Genomic DNA, 26,540 nt, shown 5'->3' with positions numbered 1-26,540 from the left:
TTCCCACCTGGCTCGCGGGTGGTGGTGCCGTCGGGTGCGCATCTCACGCGACCGCGTCGAGCGAGATATGGTCCGCTCCCGTGAGAGCCGTCCATCGCTTTACCGTCCGGGCCCACCTGCCCGAACCGCTGAGCCCGCTGGGCAAGCTGGCGACGAACCTGCGCTGGGCGTGGCATCCGCCCACGCAGGACCTGTTCTCGGCGGTCGACCCGCAGGTGTGGGCGGCGGTGGGATCAGATCCGCTGCGCCTTCTGTCGGAGGTGCCCGCCGAGCGGCTGCGCCGGCTCGCTGCGGATGAGGACTTCCTCGCGCGCACTCGCGCGGTGGGCGACGACCTGCGCCGCTACCTCACCATGCCGCGCTGGTACCAGCAGCGCCAGGACGAGGGCGCCGAACTTCCGGCTTCGATCGCCTACTTCTCGATGGAGTTCGGCCTCACCGAAGCGCTGCCGAACTACTCCGGCGGCCTCGGCGTGCTCGCGGGTGACCACCTCAAGTCGGCCTCCGACCTGGGCGTCCCCATGATCGGGGTGGGCCTGCTCTACCGCTCCGGTTACTTCCGGCAGGGGTTGTCCTCAGAGGGCTGGCAGGTCGAGCACTACCCGGTGATCGACCCTCGCGGGCTGCCGCTGGAAGTGCTCACAGACGGGGACGATCGCCCTGTCGTGGTGGAGGTCGCGATGCCCGCAGGCCGCACCTTGCACGCGAGGGTGTGGAAGGCGCAGGTCGGGCGGGTTCCGCTGCTGCTGCTCGACAGCGACCTCCCGGACAACGACGACGACCTGCGGGGCACCACCGACCGGCTGTACGGCGGCGACGCCGAGCACAAGATCCGCCAGCAGATCCTCGCCGGCATCGGCGGTGTGCGGGCGGTGCGCGCCTACTGCGACCTCACCGGGCATCCGCAGCCCGAGGTCTTCCACACCAACGAGGGCCACGCCGGTTTCCTGGGGCTGGAGCGTATCCGGGAGCTGCAGGCAGATCCCGGGCTGGACTTTGACCAGGCCACGGCCGCGGTCCGCGCGGGGACCGTGTTCACCACGCACACCCCGGTCCCGGCCGGGATCGACCGTTTCCCGGTGGATCTGGTGCGTCACTACTTCGACGATGAAGCGCAGCAACCGCTGCTGCCGGGCGTGCCGTCGGACCGGGTGCTCGCGGTGGGGGCTGAGGACAACCCGGGCATGTTCAACATGGCGCACATGGGTTTGCGGTTGGCGCAGCGCGCGAACGGCGTCTCGGAGCTGCACGGTGAAGTGATCCGCAAGATGTTCCGCAACCTGTGGCCGGGCTTCGGGATCGAGGAGATCCCGATCAGCTCGGTCACCAACGGTGTGCACGGGCCGACCTGGTCGGCGCGCGAACTCGGCAAGCTGCTCGGCGAGTCGGAGATGGACAGCGGCGCAGGGTTGCGCGGGATGGAGCCGGTCAGCGATTCGCTGTTGTGGGAGCTGCGCTCCTCGTTGCGCCAGCGCTTGATCGACGAGGTGCGGCGCAGGCTGCGCGTGGCCTGGCAGCAGCGCGGTGCTTCGGACCTGGAGCTGGGCTGGTGCGACTCGGTTTTCGACCCCGAGGTGCTCACCATCGGCTTCGCGCGAAGGGTTCCCACCTACAAGCGGGCGACGCTGATGCTGCGCGACACCGATCGGTTGCGGGAGCTCCTGCTGAACTCCGATCGGCCGGTGCAGATCGTGGTGGCGGGCAAGTCCCACCCGGCCGACGAGGGCGGCAAGGCGATGATCCAGCGGATCGTGCGCTTCGCCGACAGCGCCGACGTGCGGCACCGCATCGTGTTCCTCCCGGATTACGACATGTCGTTGGCGCGCTACCTGGTGTCCGGCTGCGACGTGTGGCTGAACAACCCCGTGCGCTCGCTGGAGGCGTGCGGGACGTCGGGGATGAAGGCCGCGCTCAACGGAGGGCTGAACCTCTCGGTGCGCGATGGTTGGTGGGACGAGATGTACGACGGCCGCAACGGGTGGGCGATTCCCACGGCCGACGGTGTCAGCGACCCCAACCGGCGGGACGACCTGGAAGCCGCTGCGCTGTACGAGCTGATCTCCGAGCACGTGGCTCCGATGTACTACGAGCGCAACAGCGACGGAGTGCCCGGCAAGTGGATGTCGATGGTGCGCCACACCTTGGCGACCTTGGGACCGCGCGTTCAGGCGTCGCGAATGGTCCGCGAGTACGTCGACGGCCATTACACGCCTGCGGCGCAGTCGATGCGCGCCATGTCCGACGACGACTTCAGCGGTGCGCGGGAACTCGCCGACTACCGGAGGCGGTTGCAGGCCGCGTGGAACCAGGTGCGGGTCGGGGACACCGAGATGTCGGTGGATCACGGGACGCCGCTTCTGGGCGGGCAGGTCACGGTTCGCGCGAAGGTGGACCTCGCCGGCCTCGACCCGTCTGATGTGGACGTCGAGGTCGTGGTCGGCAGGGTCGACGACAACGACGTCCTGCACGACTTCGTGACCGCGTCGATGAAGCCCACCGGTGATGGCCGGTACGCGGCCACGGTGACCCTTCCGCACGCGGGCCCTGCGGGGTACAACGTCCGCGTCCTGCCACGGCACTCGCTGCTGTCGCAGCCCGCGGAGCTCGGCAAGGTCGTGCTCGCGGGCTAGTGGTCAGCGGATCCGGCGCAGTCCGATCCCGCCGAGCGCCAGGAAGATCAGGGCGGTGACGCACACGCCCGGCCAGCCGTGGAGTCCGTAGGTGACGGCGCCCGCGGCCGAGCCGATCGCGCCGGCCAGGAACGTCGAAAGCATGAAGATGGTGTTCAGGCGTCCGCCGGCTGCGGGGTTGACCGACAGCGCCGCGTTCTGGTTGGCGGCTTGGCCGACCTGCAGGCCGATCGGCACGGCCGCGGTGCCCAGCAGCAGGGTGGTCAGCGAGTTCGTGCCCAGGATCAGCACGAGTGCGGCGAGGGCGAGCACCGCTAGTCCGAGCGCGCCGACCAGCCGGGGGCCGTGGCGGTCGACCATTTTCCCGGCCACGGGTGCCAGTGCGGCGCTGAGCAGTCCGAGCAGACCGACGAGCCCGGCTTCGGAGACGGTGAAGCCGTGCGGTGGTGCGGTGAGCACCAGGGCGAGGGTGGTCCAGACGGCGTTGAACGCGGCGAAGCTCCCCGCTTGGCGCAGGCAGGCGCGGCGCAGCCCCGGCTCGCGGCGCAGGTAGCCGGGCAGCGAGCCCAGCAGCGCCCAGTAGCTCACCGGGTTCCGCTCGCCGTCGCTCGGCAGCACGCGAACCGTCCACAGGCCCACGACCAGCGTGAGCACAGCTGAAGCGGCGAAGACCCAGCGCCAGCCCAGCAGTCCGGTGATCTGGCCGGACACGACACGTGCCCCCATGATCCCGGTGATCAACCCGGCCTGGACCCAGGACATGGCGGTGCCCCGCTGCGCCGGGTCGGCCAGTTGCACGACCAGCGGGATGAGGATCTGCGGCACGACGGTCGTGACCGCTGCGAGTCCGATCAGCACCGCGAGCACCGGCAACGACGGTGCGAGAGAACTTCCCACCAGCAGGAGCGAGGTGAGGACGCTGAGCGCGCCGACCATGGTGCGCCGATCGCTGCTGTCGCCGAGGGGGATGACGAACAGCAGACCGGCGGAGTAGCCGAGCATTCCGGCGGTCACCACGATGCCGGCGGTCTGCGGCGAGGTGCCGAAGGTGTCGGCGACGGGGCCGATGATCGGTTGCGCGAGGTAGATGTTGGCGACGGTGATACCGGCGCACAACGCGGCGGCGAACAGCAGTGCACGGCTCAGGCGGCCGGTGTCGGGGGCGACGGCGGTCATTCACTCTCCGCAGGTGAAACGGGTAACCAACTGGTTGGTTGAAGTCTCTCGGCGGCCGGAACTCGTGTCAACCGAATGGTTGGTCACAGCGGTACAGTGCGGCTGTGTCCCGCAACGCCGAAGCCACCAAGGCCCGGATCTTCCAGGCCGCGACGACCGAGTTCGCCGGACACGGCATCGCCGGCGCCCGCGTCGACCGCATCGCCAAGCAGGCCCAGGCCAACAAGCAGCTGATCTACGCCTACTTCGGCAGCAAGGACGCCCTGTTCACCGCCGTCCTGGAAGCAGCCATGGCCGAACTCGCGGCCGAGGTGCCCATCGACGGCGAGGACCTCCCCGGCTACGTCGACCGACTAGCGGCTTACCACTCGGCCAACCCGCACGTCCTGCGACTGCTCATGTGGGAATCGCTGGAGCGCGGTGACAGCGGTGTCGCCGCTGAGTCCGAACGCGCTGAGCACTATCGCGACAAGGTCGATGCGGTCCGCCGTGCCCAGGACAACGGCAAGGTCACCGAAGCGATCGACCCGGGCATGCTCGTCCTGCTCGCCCTCGGCGTGATCAGCTGGCCCCTGGCCGTTCCCCAACTGCGTCGCCTGATCCTCGGCGAGACCAAGGTCGAAGACCTGCGCTCCGCTTCCCGCGAAGCCGTCCGCCGCCTCACAGACCCCGCCTGAATTGATCGGCGCAGGGGAACCTTTCGCGCACTCCGGTGACAGAAAGGTTCCCATCCTCACAACGCCCCACCGCCTCCACGCAGGCCCGCTTTCGATGGGGCAGGGTGGAGGACATGAGTGAAACCATGCGCGCCATCACCCAGGACGTGTACGGCGGTCCGGAGGTGCTGCGCGAGGCACAACTGGACAAGCCCGAGCCGGGACCGAGCGAGGTCCTGATCCGCGTGCGTGCCGCGGGCGTCAACCCCACCGATTGGAAGCACCGCGCCGGCCAGGGCTTCCTCGGTGAGCCCCCGCGCATCCTCGGCTGGGACGTCTCCGGCGTCGTCGAGTCCATCGGAACCGGCGTGACCCTGCACAAGCCGGGCGACGAGGTCTTCGGCATGCTGCCCTACCCGTTCGGGCTCGGCTCCCACGCCGAGTACGTGACCGGTCCGGCGCGTGCCTTCGTTTCCAAGCCCGCCGAGGTGGACCACGTGCAGGCGGGAGCCATCCCGCTCGCCGCGCTGACCGCGTGGCAAGCGCTCAACGACACCGCCGATCTGCAGGCGGGCCAGCGAATCCTGATCCACGCGGCCGCGGGCGGAGTCGGGCACCTCGCCGTGCAGATCGCCAAGGCCAAGGGCGCCCACGTCATCGCCACCGCGAGCAAGAGCAAGCACGAGTTCCTGACCGGACTGGGCGTCGACGAGCTCATCGACTACACGTCGAACGACTTCGAGCAGGTCGTCAGCGATGTCGATGTCGTTCTCGACCCGATTGCCGCCGACTACCGCAGCCGCTCGTTGCAGGTGCTGCGCAAGGGCGGAGTCCTCGTCTCGATCCTGCCCTACGACCGGGACGAACTCGTTGCGGAAGCCGACGAGCTGGGCGTGCGCGCCGAACTGATGCTCGTTGAAGCCGACCAGGCCGGAATGCAGGCCGTCCGCGAGCTGGTCGAGGCGGGCAAGCTGCGCGCCGAAATCGCCGGGACGTTCCCGCTGGCCGATGCGGCCAAGGCCCACGCACAGGGCGAAACCGGGCGCACCAAGGGCAAGCTCGTGCTGACCATCGACTGAATCAGCACGCCAGAAGCAGCAGGGGAACCTTTCTGTCACTTCGCGTGGCAGAAGGGTTCCCTGCTCTTAGTTCACGGACAGGCGCTGGCGGGTCTCGCTCACCCGCGGAGACCAGGGCGCCAGCTCCTCGGCGCGTGCCAATGCGGTTCGGGCCGACGCGTTGTCGTGGAGGAGCATGTGCGCGCGGGCGAGGGTGGCGAGGTCGTCGGCGCGGGACAGCGGTGAGTGGTTGTACTCGGCGCCGCTGGTGGCCAGCCGGACCGCGACGTCGGCGTCCCCCTCGATCAGGGCCAGCAACCCGTTGGTGCCGTTGAGCTCGAACTCCGGATATCCGAGTTGCACTGCGTCGTGGAGGGCCTTCTTCGCCGTCGGCAACAGGCTGTCCGCCGGCATCTGCCCGGATTCGATGGCCTTGAATCCCAGACCCGCCAGACCCGCCAGCAGGTACGCCATCTTGCGCGGCGGAACGTCGTTGTCGGACAGGAACTTCAACAGCAGCAGCACGCCCGGCGCGTAGAGCCCGCGCGATTCCAGCACCGCGATCTGGCACGAGACCGTCGCGTTGATGCCCGGGAAGCGCTCGGCGAGTTCGTCGGCGCGGGCCTGCGCGGTGTCGATGTCGCCACTGCGCAGGGCCTCGTAGGCGCGCGCCGCCAACGGCGCGGCGAGGAAGTCCGAGCGTTCCGCCTCCGGCAGTCGGGGCAGGGAGAACAGCAGCCACCCGGTCGACGTCGTCAGCGGCACTCGCTTGGGCCACAACTTGACGAGCATGAACGCGCTCATCGCCAGCGCCATCCCGCGTCCGAACGCGCCGGGAACCCACCACCAGGCGGCGGCCACCGCGGCCAGACCGGCCAGTGCTGAGAGCAACCCCGCCAGCCAGCAACGCAGGATCACCGGTGAGCGCCACGGTCCGATCTGCGCCCGCAGCGTCACGGGCAGGGCCCGGAAGGTGAAGGTCACGTTCCCGCGCTTGAAGGAAGCGACCTCACGCATCGCGCCGAACACGACCTGCCGCACGCGCAGCCCGAAGACCGCAGAACCCAGCAACAACCCGAGCTGCGTCGCCACCGGCAGCAGGACGGCTCCCACCACACCGCCCGACCACCCGGCCACGACACCCGAGAAACCGGTTCCGAGGAGGACTTCCACCGTCGCTAGGACAATCGCGCCCACCACGGTGACCAGCACCCAAGGGCGCAACAAGATGCTCTGAGCTCGCACAAGGCCCGGAGCCTACGGGACCGGCACCGTCCGAGTGGCCGCTTTGCTCGTGGCCGTCGTCGTGCCCGGTCCGGAAGTGAGCAAGGGAACCTTCCTGTCACTCACCAGGCGGTGATGACAGGAAGGTTCCCTTGCTCCGGTCAGGCCGCGGCGGCGGTGGTGGGAAGGCCCGCTTGCTTCCACGCGTGGAAGCCGCCTGCGAGGTCGGTGGCCTTGGTGAGGCCGAGTTCCTGGGCCTGGGCGGCGGCGAGGCTGGAGGCGTAGCCCTCGTTGCAGACCAGGACGACCGGGCGATCAGGGTGCAGTCCGGTGAGCCGGTGGCTTCCGGACGGGTCGAGGCGCCATTCCAGGACGATTCGTTCCACCGTGAGCGCGCCGGGGATCTCACCGCCGGTGAGGCGATCAGCCTCCGGCCGGATGTCGATGATCAGGCCGCCTTCGCGCTGGATTTCGAAGGCCTCGTGCGGGCTGACCCTCGCGAGCTTCTCGCGCGATTCGGCCAGCAGGTGCTCGATTCCGTACGGGCCGAAACCGACCTGCTCTTCTCGGGGCTCGGGGATGTGGGGCATCACTTGACCTCGCTTCGCTGCGGGGGGACTGCGGGGATCTCGGCGGGGTCGGCGTAGTAGCGGACCGGCAGCAGCGGCGGCGAGTAGGCGTGGACGCTGGCTGAGTTGACCGAGCTGACGTTGGTGACCTGGTGGGCGCGCCCGGGGCCGAAACCGACTCCGGCGCCGAGGTCGTGGTGCTTGGTCCGGGTCGGTCCGTTGGCGTAGCGGTAGTCCTCGCGCAGCGCGCCGAATAGGACGGAGAACGAACCGGATGCCCCGCCGTGGTCGTGGGCGGGCGTGCCTTGGCCGGGGGTCCACGAGAGCAGCCAGAGCTCGACGCCTGCGGTCAGGCCCAGTTTGGCCCACCACCGCTGCTGCTCGTCGACGTGCACGATGTTCATCAGATCCGTGGTCAGCTCGCTGGTCACGAGGCCGGTGAGGTCTCGGAGCTCGCGCGGCGTCCAGTTGAGGCGGTCGGGGTGGATCAGGTCCCGCAGCAGGGGGAGATCCAGGGCGGGGTGCAGTTCGGCTTCGCCGAGGGCGGGAACGGGTGCGGTCGGGGTGTACTCGGACTGCGGGGAGGTCGGCTTCTCGGGCTGCGTGATGCTCATGGGGTGTCTCCAGGTGTCTTGCGGGTGTGCACCGGCACGACACGGCACCCCTACCGCGAGAGGTGGGGTGGCTGGACGATTCGTCGTGCCGCGATGAAGTCGGAAAGCGGGAGGTCTCTCGGACCGCTTTCAGCGACAGGCGGAGGCGACGACCCGGAACAGGTCGATCACGCGATCGCGGGTGAGCAACGAATCGGACACGCCATCGATAGTTGCACCGGAGCGTCCGCAGGGCCAGGGGCGCGACGGAGTTCCCGGGATGTGGACCGTCTGCAGGGTTGGTCGTGTTCGTCCGGCTGCGGCATCCCGCTCGCAGGGAGTGCGGTGAGGACGGGAACAATGGACGCAGAAGGACCGGCCGGAGCCTGTGGCGGTCCTCGACGGAGACGAGCGCCGAGCGCGCGCCTGGTGCGCAGCCGCGGTCAGTCACGGCTGGGAGGTAGACGTGGAGGACCTGGTCATCCAGATGGACGGCGTCGGTGTCCGGCGGGGCAAGACGACGCTGGTCGCCGACGTGAACTGGTCGGTCGAGCTCGACGAACGCTGGGTCGTGCTGGGGCCCAACGGGGCGGGCAAGACGACGCTCCTCAAGATGGCCAGCACGGAGATGCACCCGACCACCGGGACCGTCGACGTGCTCGGTGAGCGGCTCGGCAAGACGAACGTCTTCGACATCCGCCCGCTGATCGGGCTGTGCTCGGGTGCGCTGGTCAACCGCGTGCCCGGAGACGAGATCGTTCGCGACGTCGTGGTCAGCGCCGGGTACTCGGTGTTCGGTCGCTGGCGCGAGGAGTACGACGCGATGGACACCGATCGCGCGGTCGAACTCCTCGAACTGCTCGGCGTCGCGCACCTCGCCGACCGCGAGTTCGGCACGTTGTCGGAGGGCGAGCGCAAGCGGGTCGTGATCTCCCGCGCGCTGATGACCGACCCGGAGCTGCTGCTGTTCGACGAGCCCGCTGCCGGCCTCGACCTCGGTGGGCGGGAAGACCTCGTCGCCCGCCTGTCGACGCTCGCGATGGACCCGGACGCGCCCGCTTCGGTGCTGGTCACGCACCACGTCGAGGAGATCCCGCCGGGCTTCACGCACTGCCTGCTGCTGCGCGACGGCGCCATCGTCGCCCAGGGCCTCCTCGACGACGTGCTCACCGAGGACAACCTGTCGAAGACCTTCGACCAGGACCTCGAACTGCAGCGAGCAGGGGACCGCTACTTCGCCCGTCGCCGGGCCTGACCTGCGCGAATCGCGTGCGCGCTTGCTGGGCTCGCTGATGTGCGGCGGGGTTGAGATCCGTGACACAGCAGATCCGGAGTGCAGCGCGATAGCCTCGCGGGCGGCAAGAGCGGTGGTTCGACGAGGAGGTTGCTGCGTGGGCGAGTTCGTCAGGCTTGAGGTCGAGGGTGCGATCGGCACGATCCGGCTGGATCGGCCGAAGATGAACGCGCTGAACCGGCAGATCGAGACCGAGCTTCGCGATGTCGCGATCGAGGCCGCTGAGCGCGAGGACATCCGCGCCGTGATCGTCTACGGCGGTGAGAAGGTCTTCGCAGCCGGTGCGGACATCAAGGAGATGGCCGACATGTCCTACGCGGACATGGCCGACAAGGAGAAGCGCGGGCTGTCGTACGCGATGAGCCAGGTCGCGGCGATCCCGAAGCCCACGGTTGCCGCGCTGACCGGTTTCGCCCTCGGCGGCGGTTTCGAGCTGGCGTTGTCGTGCGACCGGCGGATCGCCGCCGACAACATCAAGGTCGGCCAGCCGGAGGTCCTGCTCGGAGTCATCCCGGGCGCCGGCGGTACGCAGCGGCTCGCGCGGCTGATCGGGCCCAGCAAGGCCAAGGACATCATCTACACCGGACGGTTCGTCGAGGCGGACGAAGCGCTCGCGCTGGGCATGGTTGACGAGATCGTGCCGTCCGCTGACGTCTACGCGACCGCGAAGCGCTGGGCGGAGCAGTTCACCGGAGGTGCGGCTCGGGCCCTGGCGGCGGCGAAGGCCGCGATCGACGGGGGTCTGGACGTGGACTTGGACAACGGGCTCAAGCTCGAAACCCACCTGTTCGCGGGCACCTTCGCAACCGAGGACCAGGAGATCGGCATGAAGTCGTTCGTCGAGAACGGTCCCGGCAAGGCGAAGTTCACCGGTCGCTGATCCTGCCCTGACCAGTCGAGACAGTCGTGACGAGAGCCCACCGAGTTCCGGTTCCCGGTCCGCGCCGGCCGTTCGCGGCTGGCGCGTTCTAGGGGCGTTTCGTGGGCTACTCGTTCGACGTCGATGACGTGACGTTCCTGCGCTCGGCGGCGGGTCGTGCCGCTGTCGCCGAGCTCTCCGGACTCGCTCTGACCGGCAAGTCGCGGCTGACCGATGTCGCCACCGCGCGACGCCAGGTCGGTGAGCGGTTCGCCGCAGCGGCGCTGGAAACGGCGGTGTTGCGGCGCAAAGCCGAGTCCAAGCTGGACGGGAGCGGCGACTGGCTGTTCACCGACGCCGCGTTGCAGCAGGCCACCGCGAGCACCGTCGCGCGGCATCGCGCGCAGCGCTTGGCCGGCCGCGACGTGCATGACGTGACCTGCTCCATCGGTGCCGATCTCGCCGCCGTGGCCGCTGTTGCCGAGCGCAGCGTGGGATCCGACGTGGACCGGGTGCGGCTTCTCATGGCTCGGCACAACCTGATCAGCGCTGGTCGCGACGCTGTGGTGGCGGAGGCCGATGCGCTGAGACCGGTCACCCGCGACACCGCGGTGGTGGCCGACCCGGCGCGCCGGGACGAAGGTGGTCGGCGCCGTTGGAGCCCGGCCGACCTGGTGCCGCCGCTGGACGAGCTCCTGGCCGTCTACGCCGGGCGCGACCTGGTGGTCAAGTGCGCGCCTGGACTGGACTTCGCCGCCGTTCCCGACGACGCCGAGGCCGAGGTGGTGTCTCTGGCCGGGCAGGTCAGGGAGGCCGCTCTGTGGTTCGGATCGCTGGCCGATCGGACCGTCCGGCGCCGGGCGAGCGTGCTGCGAGCGGATGGCACGGCCTGGACCATCACCGATGCCGAGTCCGACGACTGCCCGGCCGAGGACGTGCGCGAGTGGATCGTCGACCCGGACGGCGCCGTGGTGCGGGCGGGGCTCGTGCGCCACTACGCCGCCCGGCACGGGCTGGTCCAGCTCGACCCGCACATCGCTTACCTCACCGGGGACGTGCCGCCGCCGGGCGTGCGGGCCTTCCGCGTTCTCGATCACGGGCGGTTCAACGAGAAGGCGCTGCGCTCGCTGCTGCGCAGCCACGACGTGGGCCGGCTGGAGATCTTGGTGCGCGGTGTCGACGTGGATCCGGACGCGTTGCGCCGCCGCCTCAAGCCGAAGGGGGCGCAGGAGGCGAGCGTCGTGATCACCAGGGTCGGGGATCACGCGGTCGCCTACCTGTGCCGGGCGGAGCGCACCTGACCTCTGGTCGGTGACCGGCGTCACGACATGGCCGGTCGAATGCCTCTCGCCTGTGAATGCGGCGAAATCGGGAGGCAGCTCCGCAGGGGCCTTCTCTATGCTTGTGCGGAGTATGAGTACGCCGTCTGTGAAATCTTCGCTCGCTGATCTGCGGGACCGTTTGCCCGAGCTGATGCTGCAGGACCAGCGTCGGCTGCGTCGTCGCATCGAAGGCACCCGCAAGATCCGCGACCCCGAGGCGTTGCGGTCGGCCGCTGCGGAGATCACCGGCGAGGTGGAGAAGGCCGAGCTGCGCGTGCAGCGCCGCCACGACGGCGTCCCCAAGATCAGCTATCCGAAGAGCCTGCCGGTCAGTCAGCGGCGCGACGACCTGCTCACCGCCATCCGGGACAACCAGGTCGTCATCGTCGCAGGTGAGACGGGTTCCGGTAAGACCACGCAGCTGCCCAAGATGTGCATGGAGCTCGGTCGCGGCATCAAGGGCGTCATCGGGCACACCCAGCCGCGCAGGCTGGCGGCCCGCACCGTCGCCGAGCGGGTCGCGGAGGAGCTGGGCACCGAGATGGGTGGCGCCATCGGCTACCAGGTGCGGTTCACCGAGCGGACCGGCGACGACACCCTCGTCAAGCTGATGACCGACGGGATCCTGCTCGCCGAGATCCAGCACGACCGGCTGCTGCGGCGGTACGACACGCTGATCATCGACGAGGCGCACGAGCGCAGCCTCAACATCGACTTCATCCTCGGCTACCTCAAGCAGCTGCTGCCGCAGCGCCCGGACCTGAAGGTCATCATCACCTCGGCGACGATCGACCCGGAGCGCTTCTCCCGGCACTTCGACGACGCCCCGGTGGTGGAGGTCTCCGGCCGCACCTACCCGGTCGAAGTGCGCTACCGGCCGTTGCTGGAGGAATCCGACGACGAGGAGGAACCGTCTTCGGACGTCCGCGATCAACCGCAGGCCATCTGCGACGCGGTGCGCGAGCTGTTCGCCGAAGGACCCGGTGACGTCCTGGTCTTCCTGAGCGGAGAGCGGGAGATCCGGGACGCGGCCGACGCGCTCGCGCAGCTGCAGCTCCGCGACACCGAGATCCTGCCGCTGTTCGCGCGGTTGACGGCCGCCGAGCAGCACCGGGTGTTCCAGCGCCACACCGGGCGCCGGGTCGTGCTGGCGACCAACGTCGCCGAGACCTCGCTGACGGTTCCCGGCATCAAGTACGTCATCGACCCGGGAACCGCGCGGATCTCCCGCTACAGCTTCCGCACCAAGGTGCAACGGCTGCCGATCGAACCGATCTCGCAGGCCTCCGCGAACCAGCGGAAGGGCCGTTGCGGCCGGGTCTCCGAGGGCATCTGCATCCGGCTGTACTCCGAGGAGGACTTCGAGTCGCGGCCGGAGTTCACCGACCCGGAGATCCTGCGCACCCACCTGGCCTCGGTCATCTTGCAGATGACCTCCCTGGGGCTCGGCGAGATGGAGTCCTTCCCGTTCCTGGAGCCACCGGACCGCAGGCAGATCACCGACGGCGTCAACCTGCTGCACGAGCTCGGTGCGCTGGAGAACACCAAGTCGGCCGCCGACCGCAAGCTGACGAAGGTCGGCCGCAGCCTCGCCCAGCTGCCCATCGACCCGCGGCTGGCGCGGATGGTGCTGGAAGCAGAGCGCAACGGCTGCCTGCGCGAGGTGCTGGTGATCGTGGCCGCGCTGTCCATCCAGGACCCGCGCGAACGCCCCGCCGAGCACCAGCAGGCCGCCGACCAGAAGCATGCGCGCTTCGTCGACAAGGAAGCCGAGTCCGACTTCCTCGCCTACCTGCGCCTGTGGGAGCACCTGCGGACCCAGCAGAAGGAGCTGTCCTCCAACCAGTTCCGCAAGCTCTGCCGCAACGACTTCCTCAACTACCTGCGCGTGCGCGAGTGGCAGGACCTGTTCGGCCAGCTGCGCCAGATGGTCAAGTCGATGGGGATGACGCTGGCCGACCAGCCCGCCGACGCCACCCGCATCCACCAGTCGCTGCTCGCCGGCCTGCTGTCGCACATCGGCCTCAAGGACGTCGAGAAGCGCAACGGCGCGCAGCGTTCCGGCCCGCCGGGGCGTGGTTCCCACGAGTACCAAGGAGCCCGCAACGCGCGGTTCGCGGTGTTCCCCGGGTCGTCGTTGTTCAAGAAGCCACCGCGCTGGGTGATGGCCGCGGAGCTCGTCGAGACCTCCCGCCTGTGGGCGCGCATCGTCGCCCGCGTGGAACCGGAGTGGATCGAGCAGCTGGCCGGGCACCTGGTCAAGCGCAACTACAGCGAACCGCACTGGGAGAAGGACCGCGCCGCGGTCGTCGCGGCCGAGCGCGTGACGCTCTACGGCGTGCCGCTGGTGGTGGGCCGCAAGGTCAACTACGGGCGCATCGACCCCGAGGTCAGCCGCGAGTTGTTCATCCGCCACGCGCTGGTCGAGGGGGATTGGGACACCCGGCACGAGTTCTTCCACCAGAACCGCGCGCTGCTCGACGAGGTCGAGGGCCTCGAGGAGCGGGCGCGCCGCCGCGACATCCTGGTCGATGACGAGACGTTGTTCGAGTTCTACGACCAGCGCCTCGGCGAGGAAGTGGTCTCCGGCAAGCACTTCGACACGTGGTGGAAGAAGACCCGCCGCGAGCAGCCCGACCTGCTCAACTTCGAGAAGTCCATGCTGATCAACGAGACCTCGGAGCAGGTCAGGGATCAGGACTACCCGGACCACTGGACCTACGGAGAGCACCGGCTGAATCTGAGCTACCAGTTCGAGCCGGGATCCGATGCCGACGGCGTCACGGTGCACATCCCGTTGCAGGTCCTCAACCAGATCGACGGCGAGGGATTCGACTGGCAGATCCCGGGCTTGCGCGAAGAACTCGTGACCACGCTGCTCAAGTCGCTGCCCAAGCACACGCGGCGCAACTTCGTGCCTGCCCCGGACTTCGCCAAGGCCGTGATCTCCCGCGTGGGACCTGATGACGGCCCGCTGCTGGAGACCGTGCAGCGCAGTCTTCGCCAGCTGACCGGGGTCGACGTGCCGCGCGGCGAGTGGGATCCGGACAAGGTTCCCGAGCACCTGAAGATCACCTTCCGCGTGGTGGGCCGCAAGGGCCGCAAGCTGGCCGAGTCCAAGGATCTCGAATCGCTGAAGCTGCGGCTCAAACCCAAGGTGAGGGAGGAGATCTCGGCCGCGGCCGACGACATCGAGCAGGGCGGGCTGCGTTCCTGGAGTTTCGGCGATCTGCCGCGCACCTTCTCGCAGCAGCGTTCCGGGCACGCGGTGAAGGCGTACCCGGCGCTGGTGGACGAGGGCGAGAGCGTCGCGGTGCGGATGTTCGACACCGAGCGGGAGCAGCAGCGCGCGCTGTGGGACGGCACACGACGGCTGCTGCTGCTCAACGTGCCCTCGCCCGCGAAGTCCATCCGGCGCGGCATGAGCACGACCAGTCGCCTCGTGCTCGGCGGGAGCCTCTACGGCGATCTGGATTCGGTCCTCGACGACTGCGTGCGCTGCGCCGTGGACAAGCTGATGGCGGACAACGGTGGGCCCGCCTGGGACGGCGAGGCCTACGCCTCGCTGGAGGCGAAGGTCCGCGCCGGGCTCGGCGAGTACGCGGTGGCGGTGCTGGCGGAGGTCGAGCGAGTCCTGGTCGCCGCGCAGCACGTCGAGGCGGTGATCGCCGACCGGCCCAAGGGCATCTCGACTGAGTCGCTGGGTGACATCCGCGGGCAGCTGAAAGGCCTGCTGCACCCGGGGTTCGTCACCGCGACCGGCTTCGACCGGCTTCGCGACCTGGTCCGCTACCTGCGCGCGATCGAGCAGCGGCTGGACAAGGCGCAGCACCAGCCGCAGCGCGACCGGGAGTGGATGCACCAGGTGGACGAGGTCGGGCAGCGCTATCGGGAGCTGCTGGCCGGCGTTCCGCGAGGGCGGTCTCCCAGCCCCGCGCTGCTCGATGTGGGCTGGATGATCGAGGAGCTGCGCGTGAGCCTGTTCGCCCAGTCCCTGGGGACGCCGCGGCCGGTGTCGGTCAAGCGCATTCACCGCGCGATGGACAAGATCGAGGATTGAGCGCCTGTCGGATTCGCTCGCGCGCAGGCGCGAGCCGCGGGTCGCACGCATGATTCCCCCAGGAATGGTGCGCAATTCGTGCCCGTGTGCAGTGTTTCGGGCCGGACCACAACGAGTATCCGGCATCGAACGCACGTTCGCACCACTCAAAAGAGTGGAAAGTCAGGGGAAAAGGGCAGAGGTCGACGCCGCATCCGCGCGAGAGGCGGTTCGGGGGAGCAATTCGCGGAGTCGGGGCTCGATCTGAGCGTCCGGTCCGGGAGTTGCGCGGAACGGGCGAATCAGAAGCTCGCGGGTGACACCGCGATTCCGAGCGCTCCCGGCCCCGTGTGGGCTCCTATGATCGCGCTGGTCTCCTCCAGCGTGACCCGGCGCACCTGAGGCAGCTGCGAGCACAGCGCGTCGAGCACGTGCTTGGCGCGGTCGGAGGCCTCGAAATGTTCCACTCCCACGTCGACGGGCCCGCGGCCCGCTCGTTCCGCGGCGGTCCCTATGGCCTTGCGCAGGGCCCGGTCCGGTCCGATCCCCTTGTGCAGCTGGTCGATGATGCCGTCCTTCATGATCAGCACCGGTTTGATCGACAGCGCTTGGCCCAGCAGGGCCTGAGCTCGGCCGATCCGCCCGCTGCGCTGGAGGTACTCCAGCGTGTCGACGTAGAGCAGCTGCGTTGTGCTGCGCAGCCGGTGCTCCAGGACGTTCATCACACCGTGCGCGTTGGCGCCCGCTGCGGCCGCTTCCGCCGCCGCGATCACCGGGAATCCCAGGCTCAGGCCCGTCAGCCGCGAATCGACCACGTACACCGGCACGCCGATCTCCGCGGCGGCAATTCGGGCGGCCTGGCAGGTTTGGGACATTCCTTCGGAAATGTGGATCGAAATGATCGCTTCCACGCCGGAGGCCGCGGCATCGGCGTAATTCCAGTAGAACGCGGGAGTGGGCGGCGGACTGGTGGCGACCGGCACGTTGTTCCGCATTGCCTCGGCCATCTGGGCGTGCAGCACTCGGCGCTCGTCGTTCTGCTCATCGCCCACTGTCAGCTCGAGCTGGACGATGGAGATTCCGAGTCGGTCGGCCACGTCGAGCGGAACCGAAGCCGTCGAATCGGTCACGATGGCGACGCGTCTTCTCATGGCGGCAAGGCTACTAATACGTAAGGTTCGTTCACATACTTTCCCGGATGTCCCGTCGCCACTTTTGCGATGGTTGATCATCCCGGGCGCCGGGAGGGTGAGTACTGTCACGGGTGGGGCCTGGTTGCACCCCGGCTACTGGCAAGTAACATCCTTGGTGGTTGGCATCACTGTGCTTTCCAGACAAGGGCATGGCAAGGTCAACCTAACCCGGACGGAGCAAGCTCCGGGTCCACAAGCAGAGCCGCTGGAGGACCAGCGAGCGTCAGTTGAGTCCGCAGGAGGTCGAAGAGGGCCCATGAACATCGTCGTCCTGGTTAAGCAGGTGCCCGACACGTATTCCGAACGGAAGCTGGCTGCTGCGGATCACACGTTGGACCGCGAGTCGGCAGATGCCGTGTTGGATGAGATCAACGAGCGCGCCGTGGAGGAGGCGCTGTTGATCAAGGAGGCCCAGGGCGGCGAAGTGACCGTCGTGTGCATGGGTCCCGATCGCGCCACGGATGCCATCCGCAAGGCGCTCTCGATGGGTGCGGACAAGGCGGTGCACCTCTCCGATGAGGCGTTGCACGGCACGGACGCGCCCGCCACCGCCAAGGCGCTGGCGAAGGTCATCGGCACCGTTGAGGGTGCCGAGCTGGTCATCGCGGGCAACGAGGCGACCGATGGTCGCTCGGGTGCGGTGCCGGCCATGGTCGCCGAGGTGCTCGGCTGGCCGCAGCTGACCTTCGCGCGCAAGGTCGAGACCGACGGTTCGTCGGTGAAGGTCGAGCGCGAGACCGACGCGGGCATCCTGACCGTCGAGTCGGGTCTGCCTGCCGTCGTGTCGGTGACGGAGAAGATCAACGAGCCGCGATACCCGTCGTTCAAGGGCATCATGGCCGCGAAGAAGAAGCCGGTGAGCGCGCTGTCGCTGGCCGACGCGGGAATCGACGCCTCCGAGGTGGGCCTGGCCAACGCCGGCTCCCAGGTCGTCGAGTCCGCGCCCAAGCCGCCGAAGTCCGGTGGTGTGAAGGTCACCGACGAGGGCGAAGGCGGCGCGCAGGTTGCTGAGTTCCTGGCCGGCGAGAAGCTGCTCTGAGTCGTTCGCGGTTTTCGAGGAGGAATTGATTCATGGCTGAGGTTCTGGTCCTCGTCGATCACGTGGACGGCGAGGTCAAAAAGGTCACCCACGAGCTGCTGACCGCAGCGCGTCGCATCGGTGAGCCGTCGGCGGTCGTCGTCGGTGAGCCGGGCACGGCGGGCAAGCTGTCGGAGGCCCTGGGCTCCTACGGTGCGGCGAAGGTCTACGCGGCGGAGTCCGCGGAGGCCGCCCAGTTCCTGGTGACGCCGCAGGTCGACGTGCTGGCAGCGCTGGCGGGTTCGGCGAACCCGGCGGCCGTGCTGGTGCCGGCGTCGGTCGACGGCAAGGAGGTCGCCGGTCGTCTGGCGATCCGCCTGGACTCCGGTCTGCTGTCGGAGGTCGTGGACGTCGACGGTGAGGGCGTGGCTTCGCACTCGCTGTTCGGTGGCACCTACGACGCCAAGGCGAAGGTCAGCAAGGGCACTCCGGTCGTCACCGTGCTGCCCGGTTCCATCGAGGCCGAGCAGGCCTCGGGTGCCGCCGCGGTCGAGCAGGTCGAGGTCCCGGCGTCGTCCGGTGCCAAGATCACCGGCCGCCAGCCGGCCGAGGCCGGCGACCGTCCCGAGCTCACCGAGGCCAGCATCGTGGTCTCCGGTGGTCGCGGTGTCGGTTCGGCCGACCAGTTCGAGGTCGTCGAGAAGCTGGCCGACACGCTGGGCGCCGCCGTCGGTGCTTCGCGTGCCGCGGTGGACTCGGGTTACTACCCGCACCAGTTCCAGGTCGGTCAGACCGGTAAGACCGTGTCGCCGCAGCTCTACATCGCCCTGGGCATCTCCGGTGCGATCCAGCACCGGGCGGGCATGCAGACGTCCAAGACGATCGTCGCGGTGAACAAGGACGCTGAGGCGCCGATCTTCGAGATCGCCGACTACGGCGTGGTGGGTGACCTGTTCAAGGTCGCCCCGCAGCTCACCGAAGAGGTCACCAAGCGCAAGGGCTGACCCCTGACGCGACGAAGCGGGCCGTGCTCACACCAGAGCACGGCCCGCTTCTCGTCGTTCAGCGAGCTTCGTCGCGACCTTTGCACGCGAGCTTGTCGGCGCGCTCGTTCTCCGGATGACCGGCGTGACCCTTGACCCACTCCCACTGGACCTCGCCGTGGCGGGAGCGTTCCGCGTCCAGCCGCTGCCACAGATCCGCGTTCTTGACGGGCTTCTTCGCCGAGGTCATCCAGCCGTTGCGCTTCCACCCGCGCATCCACTCCGTGATGCCCTTGAGCACGTAGGTGCTGTCGGTGTAGACGCGCACCACCGGGATCGGACGGGTGAGGGCGGCCAAGCCCTCGATCACGGCCATGAGCTCCATCTTGTTGTTGGTCGTGGTCGGGTCCTTGCCGTAGAGCTCCCGCTCGTGATCGCCGTAGCGCAGCACGACACCCCAGCCGCCCGGGCCGGGATTACCGCTGCATGCGCCATCGGTGTAGAGGTCGACGCGCTCGATCTGCATGTGCTGAATCTAGCCTCCACCGTCCGCAGACCCGGGCAGCGGCGTGCGCGAAAGGTTCCCATCCTCACCTCAGCGCCGACCGGCGAGCGGTGACAGGAAGGTTCCCACGCACCGCGGGAGCCCGTGGTGCTCGCTGGGGGCGGTGACAGGAAGGGTCCCATCCTCGTTTCGGCGGGAGGTGCGTCGCGGGTGGCAGAAAGGTTCCCCTGCTCGCCGAAGTGGCCGGTGCTCGGTCGTGGGGCGTGGCAGGCTCGGGTCTTGTGAGGATTCTGTTCACCGCTGGGCCGGCGCACGGGTTGACGCTGCCGATCGTGCCGTTGGTGTGGGCGGCCCGTGCCGCTGGTCACGAAGTGCTCTTCGCGAGCGCGTCCGAGATGGTCGACGTCCTGTCGCGCGCAGGACTGCCCGTGGTTGATGTCTTCCCCGATCACGAACGCTGGGATGCGGTGATGGGGGCCGCCATGTCACCGGCCGGCCCCACTCCCGAACAGCTCGCGGGTGTGCCGGAGTGGATGGCCGAGACCTTCGCGGAGGTCGCCCGGACCGAGCGGGGACCGTTCGGTTCGTTCACGCTCGCGATGACCGAGGGAACCATCGAGGCGGGGCGGGCTTTCGGCGCCGAGCTCGTGGTGCACACCAGCGGTCACCCCGCGGGCGGTCTGACCGCGGACGCGCTGGGTGTTCCGGTGCTGGAGGTGGGCAACCGGATTTCGTGGTCGAGCCGCGACGCCGACAGCCCGTTTCGGGTCAACGAGGACGTGGACCGGTTGCTGCGTGATCGGCTGGGCATCCCCGGCAACGGGCCGGAGGTGATCGCTCGGATCGACCCGCGCCCGCCGAGCATGGGCGGGTTGGCCGCCGACGAGCCGGACGCGTTCGACGAGGTGCCCTGGTGGCCCATGCGGTTCGTTCCCTTCAACGGCGGCTCAGCCGTCCCGGACTGGGCTCTGAGGCGACCGGACAGGCCGCGCGTCGGTGTCACGCTCGGCACGGTCGTTCCCCTGATGTCCGGCACGAGCACCGTGATGGTCGCCCTCGACGCGCTGGCAGACATGGACGTCGAGGTGGTGCTGGCGGGGAAGATCGAGCTCGGCTCGGTGCCGGACAACGTGCGCGCGGTGGGGTATCTGCCGTTGTCGGTGTTCCTGCCGACCACCTCGTTGCTGGTGCACCACGGCGGATCCGGGACCACGGCGGCACCGCTGCACCACGGCGTTCCGCAGCTGGTGCTGCCGTCGTTCGCCGACAACCCGCTGTCCGCGGAACGCGTGGTCGGCAGGGGCGTCGGGCTGTCCCACGACCCGGCCACCGTCGATGCGGACACGGTGCGCGCCACGGTGTGCAGGCTGCTCGATGAACCGGAGTTCGCCGAGTGCGCGCGGGCCGTCGCCGAGGAGATGGCGAGCCAGCCAAGCCCCTCTGACGTGCTGCAACGGGCGGTATCGAGGGCCCGGATGGAGTAGCACGCACCTGGCATTCACCGAAAGTTCCGGCTCCGTGTCATCCGCTGGTGTGTTGGGCGTTCGCCGCGCGGCGATACACCTTGGACATGTCCGAGATGCAGCTGCTGGCCAGCGCCGCACCGAACGCGGCGGCCGACGCACACTACTCGCTGCTCGTCGCGCGTGATGCCGACGAGGTCCACGCCGCACAACGCCTGCGCCACCGGGTGTTCGCGGAGGAGATGGGCGCCACCGTGAAGGGCGGGGAGTTCGGCGTCGACCAGGACTCCTTCGACGACCACTGCGACCACCTGATCGTGCGGGAAGACCGCAGCGGGGAGGTCGTCGGCACCTATCGGATGCTGCCGCCCGACCGCGCCTCGTCCGCCGGAATGCTCTACTCGGAAACCGAATTCGACCTCTCGGCACTGGATCCGCTGCGCCCGTCGCTGGTGGAGACCGGCCGGTCCTGCGTGCACCCGGATCACCGCAACGGTGCCGTGGTGAGTCTGGTGTGGACGGGAATCGCCCGCTACATGCTGCTGCACGGGCACACCATGCTCGTCGGCTGCGCATCGGTGCCGCTGGACGACGGCGGTGTTCAGGCCGCGCACGTGTGGAGGACGGTCTCGCAGAAGCACTACGCGCCGGAGGAGCGGCGGGTGCTCCCGCATCAGCCGTGGGAACCCGGCGAGACCGCTGAGCGCTCGACGATCCCGCCCCTGCTGCGCGGTTACCTGCGCTTGGGCGCGGAGGTCTGCGGACCTCCCGCGCACGACCCCGACTTCGGGGTGGCGGACTTCTTCGTGCTGCTCGACCTGGAACGCGCCGACCAGAGATACATGCGGTACTTCCTCGGAGAGCCGGCATGAACCACTCGTGGATGCCGGAGTCGCCGTGCGGGCCGGACTGCCTGCCGCCGCGCGACCCCGGCACCGAGGTCGGTCGGCTGCGGCTGGTCATGCGCATCGGCGTCACCATCGCGCTGCTGCTGCTCGGGAGCGCGATGGTGCTGGCCCTCCCGTCGTCGCTGCGGCGACGGGCGGTGCCGAAGTGGTTCCGGATGTTGTTGCGCGCGCTGGGCATCCGGCTGGAGGTGGACGGCACGCTCAAGCCCGGTGGTGGGCTGGTCGTGTGCAACCACGTCTCGTGGCTGGATGTCGTGGCGCTCCAGGTGCTCACTCCGATGAAGATGCTGGCCAAGGTCGAGGTCCGGTCGTGGCCGGTGCTGGGTTCGCTGGCCGGGCGGGTCGGGACCGTCTACATCGACCGCGATCGGCTCTCGGCGTTGCCGGGCGCGGTCGCCACGATCGCCGACGAGCTCCGCACCGGAGCGGTGATCGGAACGTTCCCAGAAGGAACCACGTGGTGCGGTTCGGCGAGCGGCACGTTCCGTCCCGCGGTCTTCCAGGCCGCGTTGGACGCCGGGACTCCGATCCAACCGGTGGCGGTGCGCTTCCGGGATGGGGGCGGGCGGTTGACCACCGCGCCGGCCTTCCTGGGCGATGCGAACTTGGCCGATTCGGTCCTCTCGGTCGCACGCATGCGCGGCCTCGTGGTGGAGGTCGTCGTTCTGCCGGAACTGACCGGTGACGACCGAAAGTCGCTGGCCCTGGAGGCCAAAGCCGCGATCACCGGCGTCACCGGAGCTCGCAGGGGACACGACGTCCCCGCCGAGCCCGTCGCCGCGTGATCCTCAGGTCGATTCCCGGCCAACGGGACGGCAACCCGGACGGCCTGGTGCTCGAAGCCTGCCGTTCGTGGGGATGTGACAGGAAGGTTCCCATGCTCGCTGCCGTCGGGACGGCAACGGAGCGGGGAACCTGATCTCAGCGGAAACCCGGGAAGTGGCCGGGCGGGTCGCTGCGCCGGGTGGGTGGAAGTGCTGGACCTCTACCGGGGTGGAAGTTGCAGCCTGGTTCGGTGGGCATCGTCGAGGGCAACACCAGCGACCCCTCCGGCAGCGCGCTGTGGCATCCGCAGCGCCGCGCTTTCACCGCGGGGCTGATCCTGGTCATCACGCTGGTGGCGTTCGAGGCGATGGGACTCGGCACCGCACTGCCCACGATCGTCGCCGATTTCCACGCATCGCAGTGGTACTCCTGGCCGTTCACGGTGTTCCTGGCTTCCAGCGCCGTCGGGACCGTGATCGGCGGCAGGGTTGCGGACACGCGTGGCCCGGCGTCGTCGTTGCTGGCGGCGCTGCCGTCGTTCGCCGCGGGCCTGGTGATCGCGGCCGCGGCTCCGAGCATGGCGGTGCTGCTGCTCGCGCGCGTGGTGCAGGGCCTCAGCGGCGGTGTTCTGATCGTGTCGCTCTACGTGATGATCGCCCGCGTCTACCCGGAGCGGCACCGGCCGGCCGCCTTCGGGGCGCTCTCGGCGGCGTGGGTGGTGCCTGCTCTGCTGGGTCCCTTGATCGCAGGGCTGCTCACCGAGCACGCGAGCTGGCGGTGGGTGTTCGGCGGCCTCGCTCCGCTGGTCTGCATCGGTGCTGCGCTGTTGGTTCCCACGCTGCGCCGCTTCGGCGCGCGGGGTGAAGGGCGCGTTGCTGCCCGGCCCGGCCTGCCGTGGGCTGCTGTGGGCGCGGCGGCCGGTGTTGTGGCGTTGAACTGGTCGGTGAACCAGACGTCCCCGCTCGGGCTCGTGGTGGCGGCGGTGGGGGTGGTCGTGCTGGTCCCCTCATTGCTGCGGTTGCTCCCGGAAGGGACGCTGCGAGCTCGTCCGGGACTGCCGGTGATGGTGCTCTCGCGGGGACTTCTCGCCGGGCTGTTCTTCACGGCGCAGGCGTTCGTCCCGTTGAGCCTGACCGTGGTCCACGGTTTCTCCCCGGCAGGCGCAGGCGTCCCGCTGACGGTGGGGTCGGTGGGGTGGTCGGTGGGAGCTTTCTGGCAGAGCAGGCAGCGCCGGATGGGCCGCGAGCAGGTCGTCGCGACCGGGTTCGGCCTGGTGGGGACGGGCGTGTTCGCGCTGGTGTGGGCACTGCCGGCAGGGGGTGTGCCGTGGCTGGTGTTCGTGGGGTGGTTCGTGGCCGGGATGGGGATGGGGATTTCCGTGGCGACGACGGCCGTGGCCGTGCTCTCGCGGTCCCCGGAGACCGAGCGCGGCTTCAACTCCTCGGCGTTGCAGATCTCCGACATGCTCGGGCAGGCTCTGCTGGTCGGGGCCGGAGGTGTGGTGGTCAGCGCGCTGGCGAGCGAGACCGCGCCGACCCGGGGTGTGCTGCCGCTGGATCTGGTGCTGCTGGTGGTGGCGGTGCCCGCGGCTGTGATGCTGCTCCGGGCGGGCCGGGTCAAACCGGTCTGACCTGCGCGTTCCGTTGGACCGCAGGGGAGGCGGCGGTCAGCTTGCATTACCCTGGATGAGCGATGACTTACCTCGACCACGCTGCCACGACGCCCATGCGGCCCACAGCGGTGTCCGCGATGAGCGAGGCGTTGACCCGGATCGGCAACGCCTCGTCCCTGCACACCTCGGGTCGGCGGGCGCGGCGGCAGATCGAGGAGTCCCGCGAGGAGATCGCGGACGCGCTGGGCGCTCGGCCCTCCGAAGTGCTGTTCACCGCCGGGGGCACCGAGAGCGACAACCTCGCGGTCAAGGGCATCTTCTGGGCGCGCCGAGCGGCCGATCCGACCCGTCGTCGGGTCCTGGCCTCCACGGTCGAGCACCACGCGGTGCTCGACGCCGTCGAGTGGCTGGCCGAGCACGAGGGCGCCGAGGTGACCTGGCTGGAGGCGGACGCGGCCGGGCGGATCACTCCCGAGGTGTTCGAAGAGGCTCTGACCAGCGCGGATGATGTGGCGTTGGCGACGGTGATGTGGGCCAACAACGAGGTCGGCACCGTCAACCGCATCGCGGAGCTCGCCGCCATCGCACAACGTCATGGGATTCCGCTGCACACCGACGCGGTCCAGGCCGTCGAGACGCTGCCGGTGGACTTCGGGGCGTCCGGTGCGTCGGCGCTGACCATGACCGGGCACAAGGTGGGCGGTCCCTACGGTGCTGGTGTGCTGCTGCTGTCCCGCGACGTCAAGTGCACACCGGTGCTGCACGGCGGTGGCCAGGAGCGCGAGGTGCGTTCCGGGACCCTCGACACCCCCGGTGTCCTGGGGTTGGCCGCGGCGGTGCGGGAAGCCGTCGACGAGCGCGACTCGCACGCGCCGCAGCTGGCGAAGCTGCGGGACGAGCTGATCGACGGCGTGCGCGCGGCGGTCCCGGACGTGGTGCTCAACGGCGATCCCGGTGACCAGGTCATCGGCGGTGGTCCGTCGCGATTGCCCGGCAACGCGCACTTCACCTTCCCCGGCTGCGAGGGCGACAGCCTGCTGATGTTGCTGGACGCCAAGGGAATCGAGTGCTCCACGGGTTCGGCCTGCACCGCGGGGGTTTCCGAACCCAGCCACGTGCTGCTGGCGATGGGTGCTGAGTCGAAGGCCGCTCGGGGGTCGTTGCGCTTCTCCCTTGGGCACAGTTCGACGGCGGCCGACGTGAAGGCGCTCACCGATGTCATCGGCTCGGTGGTCCAGCGAGCACGTGGTGCCGGGTTGGCAGGGTTGCGCCGGTCGTCGGCGGCGACCGCTGCCGCGGAATGATCGACACTGATCAGCAAGAAGGAAGCAGGTGTGAGTCGTGCGAGTGCTGGCAGCCATGAGCGGTGGGGTCGATTCCGCGGTCGCGGCAGCGCGGGCGGTCGCCGCGGGCCACGACGTGGTCGGGGTGCATCTCGCGCTGTCCGCCAAACCCGGGACCCTGCGGACGGGCGCGCGGGGGTGCTGCACGATCGAGGACTCCCGTGATGCGCGCCGCGCAGCGGACCTGCTGGGCATCCCGTTCTACGTGTGGGACTTCGCCGAGCGCTTCACCGAGGAGGTCATCGAGACCTTCGTGGGCGAGTACGCGGCAGGACGCACTCCGAACCCCTGCCTGACCTGCAACGAGAAGATCAAGTTCGAGGCGTTGCTGGAGAAGGCGATGGCGTTGGGCTTCGACGCCGTGTGCACCGGCCACTACGCCCGTCTGTCCACGGTGGACGGTGTCCCTGAGCTGCGGCGCAGCCGTGACGAGGGCAAGGATCAGTCCTACGTCCTCGCGTCGCTGACCTCCGAGCAGCTGCGGCACTCGATGTTCCCGCTCGGTGGTTCGCTGAAGTCCGAGGTTCGCGAGGAGGCCGGCGAGCAGGACCTGGCGGTCGCCAAGAAGCCGGACAGCCACGACATCTGCTTCATCCCGGACGGCGACACCAAGAGCTTCCTGGAGAGCAAGCTCGGGCAGGCCCCGGGGCAGCTGGTGGACGAGGAGACCGGGGCGGTGCTCGGCGAGCACACGGGCGTGCACGGGTTCACGATCGGCCAGCGCAAGGGCCTGGGCATCGACGCGCCCGCCGCGGACGGCAAGCCGCGATACGTCCTGTCCCTGGAGCCGGTTTCGGGCACGGTGAAGGTGGGTTCCCGCGAGCAGCTGGCGGTCACCGAGATCGACGCGAAGCGCCCGATCTGGCCGTCCGAGCAGCCCTTGGACGGTCCGACGGAGTGCGTGATCCAGGTCCGCGCCCACGGCGGCACGGCTGATGCGGTCGCGGAGTTCGACGGCGAGAACTTCACGATCCAGCTCCGGCAGCCGCTCCAGGGTGTCGCCCCGGGCCAGGCGGTCGTCCTCTACCGCCCGGACGAAGCGGGAGACCTGGTGCTGGGCAGCGGCATCATCTCCGGCACCCGCTGAATCATCCCGCGATGAGCTCGGCGGCTCGCCGACGAGCAGGTGGCCGCTGTCGGGGAACACGGTCAACTCCTGGCCGAACCCCGTCGCGCTCTCATCAGTGCTCCGCGTGGGTCGAGGTCGGCTCCGTGGGTTCTGGTGCTGCGGTGCGGGATTCGGGCAGCCGGGGGTCCGTCACCACGACCGCGCGGCGGTGGCGGTCAGTTTTGGTCTGAACTGACCGGGCATTCAGGACATCGATCATGG

General features: G+C 69.3%; 21 protein-coding genes. 15 read left to right on the top strand and 6 right to left on the bottom strand.

Features of this window, described 5'->3' with window-relative positions; genetic code table 11:
* Positions 1 to 80: 80 nt before the first annotated feature.
* Positions 81 to 2,630, top strand: a complete 2,550-nt coding sequence (gene glgP, locus FHU35_RS08380) for an alpha-glucan family phosphorylase (RefSeq protein WP_145737750.1) — start codon at positions 81 to 83, stop codon at positions 2,628 to 2,630.
* Between the two features lie 3 nt (positions 2,631 to 2,633).
* Here glgP and FHU35_RS08375 read toward each other — a convergent pair whose 3' ends face one another.
* Positions 2,634 to 3,806 (bottom strand): MFS transporter, encoded by a 1,173-nt coding sequence (locus tag FHU35_RS08375; protein WP_145737749.1) that lies wholly within the window; start codon positions 3,804 to 3,806, stop codon positions 2,634 to 2,636.
* A gap of 104 nt (positions 3,807 to 3,910) precedes the next feature.
* Here FHU35_RS08375 and FHU35_RS08370 point away from each other — a divergent pair, with 104 nt between their 5' ends.
* Together FHU35_RS08370 and FHU35_RS08365 are read left to right on the top strand one after the other, a co-directional pair.
* Entirely contained in the window at positions 3,911 to 4,483 is a 573-nt protein-coding gene (locus FHU35_RS08370) for a TetR/AcrR family transcriptional regulator (RefSeq protein WP_145737748.1), read from the top strand.
* A gap of 113 nt (positions 4,484 to 4,596) precedes the next feature.
* Positions 4,597 to 5,541 carry an NADP-dependent oxidoreductase gene (locus FHU35_RS08365; RefSeq protein ID WP_145737747.1) on the top strand — a complete coding sequence of 315 codons (945 nt, stop codon included), beginning with the start codon at positions 4,597 to 4,599 and terminating at the stop codon, positions 5,539 to 5,541.
* Positions 5,542 to 5,607: 66 nt separating this feature from the next.
* Here FHU35_RS08365 and FHU35_RS08360 read toward each other — a convergent pair whose 3' ends face one another.
* The 3 genes from FHU35_RS08360 to FHU35_RS08350 form a co-directional block, all read right to left on the bottom strand.
* Positions 5,608 to 6,693 (bottom strand): hypothetical protein, encoded by a 1,086-nt coding sequence (locus FHU35_RS08360; RefSeq protein WP_246110134.1) that lies wholly within the window; start codon positions 6,691 to 6,693, stop codon positions 5,608 to 5,610.
* A 212-nt stretch (positions 6,694 to 6,905) separates the two neighbouring features.
* Positions 6,906 to 7,334, bottom strand: coding sequence for a rhodanese-like domain-containing protein (locus FHU35_RS08355; RefSeq protein ID WP_145737746.1), 429 nt, complete (start codon positions 7,332 to 7,334; stop codon positions 6,906 to 6,908).
* On the bottom strand, positions 7,334 to 7,927 hold the full coding sequence (locus tag FHU35_RS08350; protein WP_145737745.1) for a cysteine dioxygenase: 594 nt from the start codon (positions 7,925 to 7,927) through the stop codon (positions 7,334 to 7,336). The genes FHU35_RS08355 and FHU35_RS08350 overlap by 1 nt, the downstream gene beginning before the upstream one ends.
* A 466-nt stretch (positions 7,928 to 8,393) precedes the next feature.
* Here FHU35_RS08350 and FHU35_RS08345 point away from each other — a divergent pair, with 466 nt between their 5' ends.
* From FHU35_RS08345 to hrpA, 4 genes are all read left to right on the top strand, one after another.
* Positions 8,394 to 9,161 carry an ABC transporter ATP-binding protein gene (locus FHU35_RS08345; RefSeq protein WP_186459346.1) on the top strand — a complete coding sequence of 256 codons (768 nt, stop codon included), beginning with the start codon at positions 8,394 to 8,396 and terminating at the stop codon, positions 9,159 to 9,161.
* A gap of 136 nt (positions 9,162 to 9,297) precedes the next feature.
* On the top strand, positions 9,298 to 10,080 hold the full coding sequence (locus FHU35_RS08340) for an enoyl-CoA hydratase/isomerase family protein (RefSeq protein WP_145737743.1): 783 nt from the start codon (positions 9,298 to 9,300) through the stop codon (positions 10,078 to 10,080).
* 101 nt (positions 10,081 to 10,181) lie between these two features.
* Positions 10,182 to 11,360: a THUMP-like domain-containing protein gene (locus FHU35_RS08335; RefSeq protein WP_145737742.1), complete on the top strand. Its 1,179-nt coding sequence runs from the start codon at positions 10,182 to 10,184 to the stop codon at positions 11,358 to 11,360.
* Between the two features lie 172 nt (positions 11,361 to 11,532).
* Entirely contained in the window at positions 11,533 to 15,441 is a 3,909-nt protein-coding gene (hrpA, locus tag FHU35_RS08330; protein WP_246110133.1) for an ATP-dependent RNA helicase HrpA, read from the top strand.
* Between the two features lie 281 nt (positions 15,442 to 15,722).
* On the opposite strand, the gene FHU35_RS08325 is transcribed toward hrpA, so the two are convergent.
* Positions 15,723 to 16,571: a DegV family protein gene (locus tag FHU35_RS08325; protein ID WP_145737740.1), complete on the bottom strand. Its 849-nt coding sequence runs from the start codon at positions 16,569 to 16,571 to the stop codon at positions 15,723 to 15,725.
* 298 nt (positions 16,572 to 16,869) lie between these two features.
* Here FHU35_RS08325 and FHU35_RS08320 point away from each other — a divergent pair, with 298 nt between their 5' ends.
* Both FHU35_RS08320 and FHU35_RS08315 read left to right on the top strand, forming a co-directional pair.
* Positions 16,870 to 17,652, top strand: coding sequence for an electron transfer flavoprotein subunit beta/FixA family protein (locus FHU35_RS08320; RefSeq protein WP_145737739.1), 783 nt, complete (start codon positions 16,870 to 16,872; stop codon positions 17,650 to 17,652).
* Positions 17,653 to 17,684: 32 nt separating this feature from the next.
* A complete protein-coding gene (locus tag FHU35_RS08315) occupies positions 17,685 to 18,635 on the top strand; it encodes an electron transfer flavoprotein subunit alpha/FixB family protein (RefSeq protein ID WP_145737738.1) in 951 nt (316 codons plus the stop codon).
* A gap of 58 nt (positions 18,636 to 18,693) precedes the next feature.
* On the opposite strand, the gene rnhA is transcribed toward FHU35_RS08315, so the two are convergent.
* Positions 18,694 to 19,140 (bottom strand): ribonuclease HI, encoded by a 447-nt coding sequence (rnhA, locus tag FHU35_RS08310; protein WP_145737737.1) that lies wholly within the window; start codon positions 19,138 to 19,140, stop codon positions 18,694 to 18,696.
* Between the two features lie 311 nt (positions 19,141 to 19,451).
* Between rnhA and FHU35_RS08305 the strand changes: the two genes are divergently transcribed.
* The 6 genes from FHU35_RS08305 (at position 19,452) to mnmA (ending at position 26,297) form a co-directional block, all read left to right on the top strand.
* Positions 19,452 to 20,603, top strand: a complete 1,152-nt coding sequence (locus tag FHU35_RS08305) for a nucleotide disphospho-sugar-binding domain-containing protein (protein WP_246110132.1) — start codon at positions 19,452 to 19,454, stop codon at positions 20,601 to 20,603.
* Between the two features lie 86 nt (positions 20,604 to 20,689).
* A complete protein-coding gene (locus tag FHU35_RS08300) occupies positions 20,690 to 21,454 on the top strand; it encodes a GNAT family N-acetyltransferase (RefSeq protein WP_145737736.1) in 765 nt (254 codons plus the stop codon).
* Entirely contained in the window at positions 21,451 to 22,275 is an 825-nt protein-coding gene (locus FHU35_RS08295) for a lysophospholipid acyltransferase family protein (RefSeq protein WP_246110131.1), read from the top strand. Before FHU35_RS08300 ends, FHU35_RS08295 begins: the two co-directional genes overlap by 4 nt.
* 230 nt (positions 22,276 to 22,505) lie before the next feature.
* On the top strand, positions 22,506 to 23,885 hold the full coding sequence (locus FHU35_RS08290) for an MFS transporter (protein ID WP_246110130.1): 1,380 nt from the start codon (positions 22,506 to 22,508) through the stop codon (positions 23,883 to 23,885).
* A 62-nt stretch (positions 23,886 to 23,947) separates the two neighbouring features.
* Positions 23,948 to 25,171: a cysteine desulfurase family protein gene (locus tag FHU35_RS08285; protein WP_145737735.1), complete on the top strand. Its 1,224-nt coding sequence runs from the start codon at positions 23,948 to 23,950 to the stop codon at positions 25,169 to 25,171.
* Between the two features lie 37 nt (positions 25,172 to 25,208).
* The gene (gene mnmA / locus FHU35_RS08280; protein ID WP_145737734.1) at positions 25,209 to 26,297 is read left to right on the top strand and encodes a tRNA 2-thiouridine(34) synthase MnmA; all 1,089 of its coding nucleotides are present in this window, start codon (positions 25,209 to 25,211) and stop codon (positions 26,295 to 26,297) included.
* Positions 26,298 to 26,540 lie beyond the last annotated feature (243 nt).

This window comes from Saccharopolyspora dendranthemae, assembly GCF_007829955.1.
In the GTDB taxonomy this organism is placed as follows: Bacteria; Actinomycetota; Actinomycetes; order Mycobacteriales; family Pseudonocardiaceae; genus Saccharopolyspora; species Saccharopolyspora dendranthemae.
This window is presented reverse-complemented; position numbering and strand designations above follow the sequence as displayed.